Genomic DNA, 11555 nt, shown 5'->3' on the forward strand with positions numbered 1-11555 from the left:
GATGGTGCAGGCCAGCCGAGTTATCGTTCATCGCGAGCAAGCTTTGCTCCCACAGCAAATTTCCCCGCCACAGAAGATCGCGCGAAACAAGGAGCTAGCGCAGTGCAGGCCCCTGGAAACCCATCCACATCGCCAGATGCTCGGCAATGCTTGCCCCCAGCTTTTTCGAGAAACGATCGAACGGTGACTCTTCGATCGTGAAGTCCACCAGGTCCTTCTGACCGATCACATCCCGCGCCACCGAACTGGCACTGCCCAAGCCGTCGATCAGGCCCAGCGGCAATGCCTGCTCCCCCGACCAGACCAGCCCGGAGAACAACTCCGGATGCTCCTTGTCCTTCAGGCGCTCGCCCCGCCCCTTCTTGACGCTGGCAATGAACTGCTTGTGGGTCGTGTCGAGCACGCTCTGCCAAAAAGCGGCCTCTTCAGGCTTTTGCGGCTGGAACGGATCAAGGAAGGATTTATGCTCGCCGGAGGTATACACCCGACGCTCCACACCCAACTTCTCCATGGTCCCGACAAAGCCATAGCCGGCCGCCGTCACACCGATGGAGCCCACCAGGCTGGCCTTGTCGGCATAGATCTGGTCCGCCGCACTGGCAATGTAATAGGCACCGGAAGCACCGAGGTCGGAAATGACCGCATACACCTTGGTATTGGGGTGCAATGCGCGCAAGCGAACGATCTCGTCGTAAACGTACCCCGACTGCACCGGGCTACCGCCTGGACTGTTGATGCGCAGCACCACGCCCTTGACCTTCGAGTCCTCGAAGGCGGCCCGCAGGCTACCGACAATGTTGTCGGCACTGGCAGGCTCTTTGTCAGCGATCATGCCTTCGATATTGATCAAGGCGGTGTACGCCGAGCCGGCGACAGCGCTTTTTTCCATATCCATCAGCGGCGTGAACAGCGCCAACGCAACAAAGAGATAAGTAAAGGTCAGCAACTTGAAGAAGATGCCCCAGCGACGGGAGCGACGTTGTTCCTGCACGCTGGCGAGCAAGGTTTTTTCCAACAGCTTCCAGCTTTTGCCATCCTCGCTCTCGGCGCTCGCCTTGACGGGTGCTTTCCATTCATCGGTCATGCGTGAATCCCCAGCGAAACTTAAAGGGCCCGCCGGCTCAGCCAGGCGTGCAACTCAGGAAAATGATCAATGGCCAGTCGCGGCTCGAACGCCCGTAGCGCCTCGATCGTTTGCGCCCCGTAGCTGACCGCCACCGAACCCATGCCGGCGTTGCGCGCCATCTGCAGGTCGAATGACGAATCCCCCACCATCAGCGCCTGATCCGGTCGCACGTTGCAGTGCGTCAGGATCTGCTTGAGCATCAACGGATGCGGCTTGCTGGCGGTTTCGTCTGCGGCACGGGTGATATCGAAATAATCCTCCCAACCATAGGACTTGAGCACTCGATCCAGTCCGCGACGAGCCTTGCCGGTCGCGACAGCCAGGTGATAGCCCTCGGCCCGCAGAGCCTCCAGCGTAACCGCCACGCCATCGAACAATGGTGAAGGCTCGGCGTCCAGCGCGATGTAGTGATCAGCGTAATGCTGGCGGAAAACCACCAGCTCATTGTCGTCAATGTCCGGGTACAGGCTGCGAATGGCTTCTGGCAATCCGAGACCGATGATGCCTTTCACCGCCAAGTCGTCGCATCGGGCAAACGCCATGCGGTCCGAAGCGACATGCATCGCCTCCACGATCCGACCAATGGAGTTGGCCAGAGTGCCGTCCCAATCGAAGATCAGCAACTTGTAGTCAGGATGCACTCAACCGCTCCACGGTCTTGGCCCACATGTCATCCACCGGAGCCTGCAACTTCAGTTCGCCACCATCGGGCAGCGGCACGGTCAGCATATAAGCATGGAGGAACAGGCGCTTACCGCCCAGGTCGCGGATTTCCTTGGTGAAATCGTCATCGCCATATTTACTGTCACCGGCAATGCAATGCCCGGCGTGCAAGGTGTGGACACGGATCTGGTGGGTACGCCCAGTCACGGGCTTGGCCTCGATCAGGGTGGCAAAGTCGTCGAAGCGACGCAGCACCTTGAACACCGTCAGCGCCTCCTTGCCCTCCTCGTTGACTTCGACCATGCGCTCGCCGGAACGCAGGTTGCTCTTGAGCAACGGCGCCCGGACTTGCTTGATGGACGTTTCCCAGCGGCCACGCACCAGCGCCATGTAGCGCTTGTCGACGCCGTCGCCGCGCAATTGCTCGTGCAGGTGACGCAACATGCTGCGCTTCTTGGCGATCATCAGCAGGCCGGAGGTGTCGCGGTCGAGGCGATGGACCAGTTCCAGCTCCTTGGCGTCCGGACGCAACTGACGAAAGGCTTCGATCACACCGAAATTCAGGCCGCTGCCGCCGTGAACCGCAATGCCCGCAGGCTTGTTGATCACGATCAGGGCTTTGTCTTCATAGACAATCGATGCTTCAAGGCGCTGCAGAAGACCCTGGGCCAGGGGCACCGGCTCATCGCGCTCGGGCACGCGAACCGGCGGCAGGCGCACGATGTCACCGGCCTGGAGCTTGTATTCGGGCTTGATCCGACCTTTGTTCACCCGCACTTCGCCTTTGCGCAAAATGCGGTAGATCAAGGTCTTGGGCACGCCTTTGAGCCGGGCCAGCAGGAAATTATCGATTCGTTGGCCGGCATATTCCGGCGAGACCTCGAGCAGTTGAACGGCTGGGGTCGAAGGGGCAGTAGTTGTCATGGCGGCGATCATAACAATTTTTTATGGAATTGAAGCACTTAATCATTGCTGCTATAGTCGCGAACGCCGCCAAAAGTGGCTGGACAGTGGACTAACGGTCAAAAACCGGCCCTGACCAACGCAATTCACGAGGACGAGAGGCCGTCCTACGGGGCTTTCGCTACGTAACGGTAGAGTTTTCAGGTGTAACGAGCGCAGGTGACATGAGGCCTGAAATACGCCGCAAAGCAGAGTTTTGACTCGCCTTGCGCGCCACATTCACGGCCAGTTCACAAAGTGCAGTCAGCTGCGAACGACCCCGAGCGAATGCTTCGGAAACAACGCCTAAATTAGCCATGATGCGTGACCTCCCCTTCCGGAGCTCACGGTAAATGCCAACCCGCTGCGGATTCTGCGCGCGGCAGCACCCGAATTATCAGGGATACGTGTAGGGTGGAGATGTACAACCGTCGGACTGTGTAGCACTAGGCTTATATTTAGACGCTTCATCTCGTCCACAGGCGCCGGTTGATTCCTCCTCCTGACTGAGTGCTTGAGTACCAGCAAGCAGGACGCGTCCGTCGCGACTTCGCCATCATTGGGTCGAACTCGCTGGACACTGGAGTGGCCTTGCCATCTCCAGGACGCACCTGACACCGACCGTGAGAAGTCGTGTGTGCCGAACGCCGTTTCCGGCAGCCCGGAAACCGACGGTACTACATGAAAAGAATGCTGATTAACGCAACTCAACCCGAAGAGTTGCGTGTTGCACTGGTAGATGGCCAGCGCCTCTACGACCTGGATATCGAATCCGGTGCACGCGAGCAGAAGAAGGCCAACATCTATAAAGGCCGGATTACTCGCATCGAACCAAGCCTTGAGGCTGCCTTTGTCGATTTCGGCTCCGAGCGCCACGGCTTCCTGCCCCTCAAAGAAATCTCCCGCGAATACTTCAAGAAGGCCCCTGAAGGCCGCGTCAACATCAAGGACGTCCTGAGCGAAGGCCAGGAAGTCATCGTTCAGGTCGAAAAAGAAGAACGTGGCAACAAGGGCGCCGCCCTGACCACCTTCATCAGCCTGGCTGGCCGTTACCTGGTCCTGATGCCGAACAACCCGCGTGCCGGCGGCATCTCCCGCCGCATCGAAGGCGAAGAGCGCAACGAACTGCGTGAAGCCCTCAATGGCTTGGTCGCACCTGCCGACATGGGCCTGATCGTGCGCACTGCCGGCCTGGGCCGCAGCAGCGAAGAAATGCAGTGGGACCTCGATTACCTGCTGCAACTGTGGACCGCCATCAAAGAAGCCTCGCTGGATCGCTCCGCGCCGTTCCTGATCTACCAGGAAAGCAACGTGATCATCCGCGCCATCCGCGATTACCTGCGCCAGGACATCGGCGAAGTGCTGATCGACAGCGTCGAAGCCCAGGACGAAGCCCTGACCTTCATTCGCCAGGTGATGCCGCAGTACGCCAGCAAGATCAAGCTCTACGAAGACAGCGTTCCGCTGTTCAACCGTTTCCAGATCGAAAGCCAGATCGAGACCGCTTTCCAGCGCGTCGTCGAACTGCCGTCCGGCGGCTCCATCGTCATCGACCCGACCGAAGCCCTGGTGTCCATCGACATCAACTCGGCGCGCGCCACCAAAGGCAGCGACATCGAAGAAACCGCCCTGCAGACCAACCTTGAAGCGGCCGAAGAAATTGCCCGTCAGTTGCGCCTGCGCGACATCGGCGGCCTGATCGTCATCGACTTCATCGACATGACCCCGGCCAAGAACCAGCGCGCCGTGGAAGAAAAGGTCCGTGAATGCCTGGAAGCCGACCGCGCCCGCGTACAGGTCGGTCGCATCTCGCGCTTCGGCCTGCTGGAAATGTCCCGTCAGCGCCTGCGTCCATCCCTGGGCGAAAGCAGCGGTATCGTTTGCCCGCGTTGCAACGGCACCGGCATCATCCGTGACGTCGAGTCGCTGTCGCTGGCGATCCTGCGCCTGATCGAAGAAGAAGCCCTGAAAGACCGCACCGCCGAAGTTCGCGCCCAAGTGCCGATCCCGGTGGCCGCGTTCCTGCTCAACGAAAAACGCAACTCGATCACCAAGATCGAACTGCGTACCCGCGCCCGCATCGTCATCCTGCCGAACGATCACCTCGAGACGCCGCACTTCGAAGTGCAGCGCCTGCGCGATGACAGCCCGGAAGCCCACACCAACCAGTCCAGCTACGAAATCGCTGCTGCCGCTGCCGAAGTGGAAGAAGTCCAGCCGGCCGCCGCCGCCACTCGTACCCTGGTTCGCCAGGAAGCCGCGGTCAAGACCGCTCCGGCCCGCGCCAATGCTCCGGTTCCGACCGAAGTGGCCGCTCCGGTTGCCGCCCTGGCCGCTGCACCAGAGCCAAGCCTGTTCAAAGGCCTGGTGAAGTCGCTGGTCAGCCTGTTCGCCACCAAGGAAGAACCTGCTACCCCAGCCGTCGTCGCCAAGCCTGCCACCACCGAGCGTCCTGCCCGCAACGAAGAACGCCGTAACGGTCGCCAACAGACCCGCAACCGCAACGGTCGTCGCGACGAAGAACGCAAACCTCGCGAAGAACGTGCTCCGCGTGAAGAGCGTGCGCCACGTGAGCCGCGTGAAGAGCGTCAGCCGCGCGAAGCCCGTGAGGAAGCGCCAGCCGTAGCCCGCGAAGAACGCGCACCGCGTCCGCCGCGTGAAGAACGCCAGCCGCGCGCACCGCGTGAAGATCGCAAGCCACGTGGCGAGCGTGAAGAACGTGTTCGCGAACTGCGCGAGCCACTGGATGCCGCCCCGGCTGCTGCCGCCGCCACCGCTGAAGAGCGTCCGGCCCGCCAGCCTCGTGAAGAACGTGCACCGCGTCCTCCACGTGAAGAGCGCCAGCCACGCGCCGAGCAGGCAGCCGCCGCTGCCAGTGAAGAAGAAGTACTGAACACCGAAGAGCAGTTGCAGGAAGACGGCCAGGACACCGCCGAAGGCGATCGTCCACGCCGCCGCTCCCGTGGCCAGCGTCGTCGCAGCAACCGTCGTGAGCGTCAGCGCGATGCCAACGGCAACGTGATCGAAGGTTCGGAAGAGTCCGAGTCCTCCGAAAACGCCGAAGCGCCAAGCGCTGCCGACCTGGCCGCCGGCCTGGCCGTGACTGCGGCCGTAGCCAGCAGCGCGATCAGCGCCCCGGCCGAAGCAGAGGCTCACGAACAAGCCGAACGCGCTACCGCTGCCGTGGAAAGCACGCCGGTTGAAGCGCCTGTGGTCGAAGCCACTACCCCGGTAGAAGCCACTGCTTCGCCAGAAGTGGAAGTCGCCCCGGTCCGTGAAGCCCAGGTTGCTGAAACTGAAGTGGTCGCCGAGCCTGCACCGGTCGTCGAGCAGCCAGTGGTAGCCGCTGAGCCAGCCTTCGAAGCACCGGCCGAGGAAAAGGCACCAGAGCCTGCCCGCGAGGAGCAGACTGCGTTCAACTGGACCGCCGAGCCAGCCGCACCGGCACCTGTTGTCGAGCCTGAACCGACACCAGAGCCCGTGAAAGCGGTCGAGCCAGAAGTGGTCGAACCTGCTCCAGTGGTTGTCGAAGCACCTGCCCCGGTTGAAGAGCCAGCACCTGCCAGCGCCCTGACCGAGAATGGCCGCGCGCCGAACGATCCGCGTGAAGTGCGCCGTCGCAAGCGTGAAGCCGAGCGTCTGCAGAAGGAAGCCGAACAAGCCGCCGCTCAAGCGCCTGCTGCCGAGCCAGCTCCAGTCGTGGAAGAAGTCGCCGAGGCAGCCCCTGCCCCGGTCGCCGAGACCCCGACTGAATCGGCTCCGGCATTCGACGAACCTCAGCAAACTGCTGAAGAAGTCGCGCCGCGTCACACTGAAGCCCTGGAAAAAGAGCACGAGCCTAAACCTCACGCCTGATTCCACCGCCCAGTAAAAAGCCCCGCCTGGTCATGCCAGGCGGGGTTTTTTTATGCCTTCATACTTATCCACAGTGGGTCTGGGGCCAGGCACAAGACTTATGCCAACTGAAAATCCAATGTGGGAGCCGAGCTTGCTCGCGATGGCGTCGGCTCAGCTTGCATTAATGCTGAATGCCAGACCGCTATCGCGAGCAAGCTCGCTCCCACAGGGGACTGGGGTCGGGTACAAGATTTATGCACCACTGAAGATCCAATGTGGGAGCCGAGCTTGCTCGCGATGGCGGTGGGTCAGCTTGCCTCAATGCTGAATGCCAGGCCGCTATCGCGAGCAAGCCCGCTCCCACAAGGGACTGGGGTCGGGTACAAGATTTATGCACCGCTGAAGATCCAATGTGGGAGCCGAGCTTGCTCGCGATGGCGCCGGGTCAGCTTGCATCGATAGTGAATGTCAGACCGCTTTCGCGAGCAAGCTCGCTCCCACACAGGGTTCGGCGTCGTTTGTTATTTAAAGGCCAGTGCCTCTGGCACATCGACATCCCAGGTCACGCCTGGGTCATCCACCGGCACTTCGACCACTTGCGCCCCGGCAAACAATACCTTGGCCCCCCGATCGCCGGTCAATGCCATCAGTTTCGGCCCAAACCCACGACCGAACCCCACCGGATGCCCGTACTCACCCGCAAGGACCGGCACACTGATGCCATCCGCACGGATCCCTGCCACCACCTGTTCGATGCTCGACGGCAGGATAAAGGGCATGTCGCCCAACACCATCAGCCAGCCATCAAGATCCGGGCAGGCCTGGACGCCTGCGGCAATGCTGTCGCCCAGGCCGGGTGAGTCCAGTTCCACGAAATCGCAGCCATAGGCCTGGGCCATGCGAATGGCTTGCGGCCGCTCCTTGCTCGTCACCAGCACGCGCTTTTCCAGGGCGGCTGGCAGATTCACCAGCACCTGCTCGATCACCGACCGCACGGCACCGTCACGCCCGGTGCAATCAGCCAGCAATTTATCCTTGTCCGGGCCTGCAATCCGGCGGAAACGGCTGCCCGATCCGGCCGCCAGAATGATCACGCCAATCGACTCGCTCATACGCCCTCCTTGCCCACGGCTTACAGCGACTTTTTCTGCCGCAGTTCAACGCCATTCTTGATGGCCACGATTTCGGCCAGCAGCGACAAGGCGATTTCCGCCGGGGTGTGGCTGCCGATGTGCAAGCCGATGGGGCCATGCAAGCGTTCAATGGCCTCTGCTGACAAGCCTAGCTGAGCCAGGTTATCCCGACGCTTCTGGCTGTTGACTCGCGAGCCCAGGGCGCCGACATAAAAAGCCTTGGAATCCAGGGCCGTGAGCAGCGCCATGTCGTCCAGGCGTGGGTCATGGGTCAAGGCCACAATGGCGGTGCGCTCGTCGGTCTGGATGCTCAACACCGCTTCGTCGGGCATCCCCGAGACGAAGCGGCCGTGCTGCTCTTCCCAACCATAGACAAACTCCTTGCGCGGATCGCAGATCAGCACTTCGAAGTCCAGCAACCGGGCCATTTCCGCCACGTAGCGCGACAGTTGCCCGGCGCCGATCAGCAGCAGCCGCCAACGCGGACCGTATATGGCCCGCAGGACCTGCCCATCGAACACCAGGGCGTCGGTCTTGCTGGCCCGGGTCAGGACCACGTTGCCGCTGGCGACTGTCAGCTCACGGGCGACGATTTCATGGGCCTCGCAGCGTTCCAGCAATTGCGCGACCCAGTGTGGGTCGCCCACCCGCTCTTCGGTCAGACGCAGGGTGCCACCGCACGGCAGGCCGAAGCGCGCCGCCTCTTCGCGGGTGACGCCATAGGTGATCAGTTGCACCGGCGGACCGTCCGCCGGAATGCGACCGTCGTGCAGCCGAGCGATCAGGTCATCCTCGACACAACCGCCCGACACCGAACCAATCACCACGCCATCTTCGCGCAGGGCCAGCATCGCCCCCGGCGGCCTTGGCGCGGTGCCCCAGGTCTGGACCACAGTGAACAGCACCACCCGCTGCCCGGCGCGGCGCCACTCAAGCACGCTGCGCAGGACGTTCAGATCAACGCTGTCCATCAGGCCTTCGCCTGCTGCCAGCCCTGCAGCTGATAGCGCACGGGCAGGCTACGAATACGCTTACCGGTGGCGGCGAAAATCGCGTTGCACAGCGCCGGCGCAATCGGCGGCACGCCTGGCTCGCCAACACCGCCCAACGGCACCTCACCTGGCGGCGTGACCAGATGCACCGCCACTTCCTTGGGCGCCAGGGACATGCGCGCCACTTCGTACATATGGAAATTGTCCTGCTGCACCTTGCCGTCCTTGAAGCTGATTTCACCGACCATGGCATTGCCCAGGCCCATGACGCAGGCGCCTTCGAACTGGGAGCGGATGCGTTCGGGGTTGATCTGCGGGCCGCAATCCACGGCGATGTCCGCCTTGTGCACGATCACCGTGCCGTCGTCCTTGACCTCCACTTCGATCACCGCCGCCACGTAAGTGACGAAGCTGTAGTGCACCGCCAACCCCAGACCACGGCCCTTGGGCAGCTCCCGCCCCCAACCGGCGGCCTTGGCAGCGGTTTCCAGCACCGTGCGAATCCGCGCGGTATCAATCGGATAACGCTCGGGGGATTCGCCATAGTTCCATTCTTCGCTCAAGGTACGCGGATCGATCTTACGGTCCGGCCCGAGCAATTTGACCTGGTACTTCAGCGGATCCTGGCCGGCCTTGTGGGCCAATTCATCGATGAAACTCTGGATCGCGAAACCGTGGGGGATGTTCGACACCGAGCGATACCAACCCACCCGGGCATGGGCCACCGCTTCGGGATTCTCCAAGCGCAGGTTCGGGATGGCATAGGCCATGTTGGTCACGCCCATGCCTATTTCGAACGGCGCCTCGTGGGTCATGCCCGGCGCAAACAGTGCGGTGATGCTCGGCGCTACGGTGCGGTGCAACCAGCCGGACGGCATACCGTCCTGGTTCAGGCCGGCCTTGAGGTATTCGGCCGACACGGTGTGGAAATACGAATGATGGATGTCGTCCTCGCGGGTCCATTGCACCCGTACAGCCTGGCCGGGAAATTCCTTGGCGAGCACGGCCGCTTCGACGACAAAGTCGGGTTTGGACTTGCGTCCGAAACCGCCGCCCAGCAACGTGATGTTCACCGTGACCTTCTCGAAAGGAATGCCCAGGCGTTCAGCGACACGTTCACGGGTCACCTGCGGGGCCTGGCTCGGTGCCCAGGCCTCGCAGTGGCCGTCCTTGAACCGGGCAACGGCAACCATCGGCTCCATCGGTGATTGGGACAGGTGCGGCAAGTAATACGATGCTTCCAACGTCGAATCAGCCTTGGCCAGCGCGTCGTCGAGATCGCCGCTGCTGCGCACGACTTTTCCGGGCTTGAGGGCCGCCGCTTCCAGCTCCTTGCGATAGGCAATGGAGTCATAACCGGCATTCGGGCCATCGTCCCATTGGATTTTCAACGCTTCGCGGCCCTTGATCGCCGCCCAGGTGTTCTTCGCCACCACCGCCACGCCGCCCAACGGCTGGAATTCCGAGGGCAGCGGGCGCCCTTCGATCTGCACCACCTTGACCACGCCCGGTACCTTGAGCGCCGCGCTGCTGTCCACGCTCTTGACCTTGCCACCATAGACCGGCGGACGCGCGATGACGGCGTAGAGCATGCCGTCGAAATGCACATCGGCACCAAACACGGCACGACCGTTGACGATGTCTGCGCCATCGATGGCCCGGCTCGCCTCCTTGCCGATGTAGCGGAACTCCGAAGGCGACTTGAGGCGCAAGCTGTCACGCCCCGGCACCGGCAAGGTACTGGCAGCAGCGGCCAACTCGCCATAGCCCAGTTCACGCCCCGAAGGCTGGTGCAGCACTTTGTGCAGTTGCGCACGGCATTCACTCACCGGCACCTTCCACTGCGCAGCGGCGGCCAGTTCCAGCAGGGTCCGCGCAGCGGCACCGCAACGGCGCATCGGCTCGTACCAATGACGCATGCTGCGCGAGCCGTCGGTGTCCTGGTTGCCGAAGCGCGCCTCATCGGCCGGCGCCTGTTGCACCTTCACACGCGCCCAGTCGGCCTCCAGCTCATCGGCCACGACCATGCTCAGGCTGGTGCGCACACCCTGGCCCATTTCCGAACGGTTGCAGATCACGGTCACGCTGCCATCGGCGGCAATGCTGACGTACACCTTCGGGTCGTCGACCGCGCCATGGGGCATGCCCTCGGCGCCGAATTTCTTTTCCTCGGCAAAGGCCTCCGGCAGGCCCCAAGTGGCCGCCAGCACCAGCACACCGGTGGCGCTCGCGCCCTTGAGGAAGCCACGGCGGCTGAGGTTGCTCAGCACGAAATCATCGGGCAAGCGGCTCATGCCTTGGCCTCCTTCAGGTGGGTGGAGGCTTGGCGGATCGCGGTCTTGATCCGGTTGTAGGTGCCGCAGCGGCAAAGGTTGCCGACCATGGCTTCTTCGATCTGCTCATCGCTGGGGTTGGGGTTGGTCTTGAGCAAAGCGGTGGCGGACATGATCTGCCCGCCCTGGCAGTAACCGCACTGGGCCACGGCAGTCTCGAGCCAGGCCTTCTGGACGACCTGCCCGACCGGGTCAGTGTGCAGCCCGTCGATGGTGCTGATGTCCTGCCCCTTCACCGAGCCGATGGGCGTGATGCAACTGCGCGCCGGGGCGCCGTCGATGTGGATGGTGCAGGCGCCGCACAGGCCCATGCCGCAGCCGAATTTGGTGCCGTTGTAACCGGCCACATCCCGGATAGCCCACAGCAGCGGCATGTCCTCTGTCACATCCAGTTGATGGTCTTTTCCATTGAGTTTCAGGGTAATCATGGGCACGCCCGCATAGTGATCGAGTTATGGGGTCGAGCAATCTGCCGCCGGGTTGACGGTTCGGTTGTCGCAGACTGACTCAGGCTGATCGGGCTCTCTTA

8 protein-coding genes are annotated in these 11555 nt (G+C 62.3%); 1 reads left to right on the plus strand and 7 read right to left on the minus strand.

The window, feature by feature from the left end; all coding sequences use genetic code 11:
* Nucleotides 1–94 precede the first annotated feature (94 nt).
* From sppA to rluC, 3 genes are read right to left on the minus strand one after another with little or no spacing between them, the layout of a single operon-like run.
* Nucleotides 95–1084, minus strand: a complete 990-nt coding sequence (gene sppA, locus AD662_RS20390) for a signal peptide peptidase SppA (RefSeq protein ID WP_018613523.1) — start codon at nt 1082–1084, stop codon at nt 95–97.
* Between the two features lie 20 nt (nt 1085–1104).
* A complete protein-coding gene (locus AD662_RS20395) occupies nt 1105–1767 on the minus strand; it encodes an HAD-IA family hydrolase (RefSeq protein ID WP_053189629.1) in 663 nt (220 codons plus the stop codon).
* The gene (rluC, locus tag AD662_RS20400; RefSeq protein ID WP_053189645.1) at nt 1757–2713 is read right to left on the minus strand and encodes a 23S rRNA pseudouridine(955/2504/2580) synthase RluC; all 957 of its coding nucleotides are present in this window, start codon (nt 2711–2713) and stop codon (nt 1757–1759) included. Before rluC ends, AD662_RS20395 begins: the two co-directional genes overlap by 11 nt.
* Nucleotides 2714–3412: 699 nt before the next feature.
* On the opposite strand from rluC, the gene rne reads away from it, so the two are divergent.
* Nucleotides 3413–6586 (plus strand): ribonuclease E, encoded by a 3174-nt coding sequence (rne, locus tag AD662_RS20405; protein WP_053189630.1) that lies wholly within the window; start codon nt 3413–3415, stop codon nt 6584–6586.
* 503 nt (nt 6587–7089) lie between these two features.
* Here the strand turns inward: rne and AD662_RS20410 are convergent.
* Genes AD662_RS20410 through AD662_RS20425 form a run of 4 tightly spaced genes read right to left on the minus strand, consistent with a single transcriptional unit; the run spans nt 7090 to nt 11454 of the window.
* The gene (locus tag AD662_RS20410; RefSeq protein WP_053189631.1) at nt 7090–7680 is read right to left on the minus strand and encodes a nucleotidyltransferase family protein; all 591 of its coding nucleotides are present in this window, start codon (nt 7678–7680) and stop codon (nt 7090–7092) included.
* A gap of 20 nt (nt 7681–7700) precedes the next feature.
* Nucleotides 7701–8672, minus strand: coding sequence for an XdhC family protein (locus AD662_RS20415; protein WP_053180968.1), 972 nt, complete (start codon nt 8670–8672; stop codon nt 7701–7703).
* Nucleotides 8672–10987 carry a xanthine dehydrogenase family protein molybdopterin-binding subunit gene (locus tag AD662_RS20420; protein ID WP_053189632.1) on the minus strand — a complete coding sequence of 772 codons (2316 nt, stop codon included), beginning with the start codon at nt 10985–10987 and terminating at the stop codon, nt 8672–8674. The genes AD662_RS20415 and AD662_RS20420 overlap by 1 nt, the downstream gene beginning before the upstream one ends.
* Nucleotides 10984–11454 carry a (2Fe-2S)-binding protein gene (locus AD662_RS20425; protein ID WP_046063676.1) on the minus strand — a complete coding sequence of 157 codons (471 nt, stop codon included), beginning with the start codon at nt 11452–11454 and terminating at the stop codon, nt 10984–10986. The genes AD662_RS20420 and AD662_RS20425 overlap by 4 nt, the downstream gene beginning before the upstream one ends.
* Nucleotides 11455–11555 lie beyond the last annotated feature (101 nt).

This window comes from Pseudomonas kilonensis, assembly GCF_001269885.1.
GTDB lineage: Bacteria > Pseudomonadota > Gammaproteobacteria > Pseudomonadales > Pseudomonadaceae > Aquipseudomonas > Aquipseudomonas kilonensis.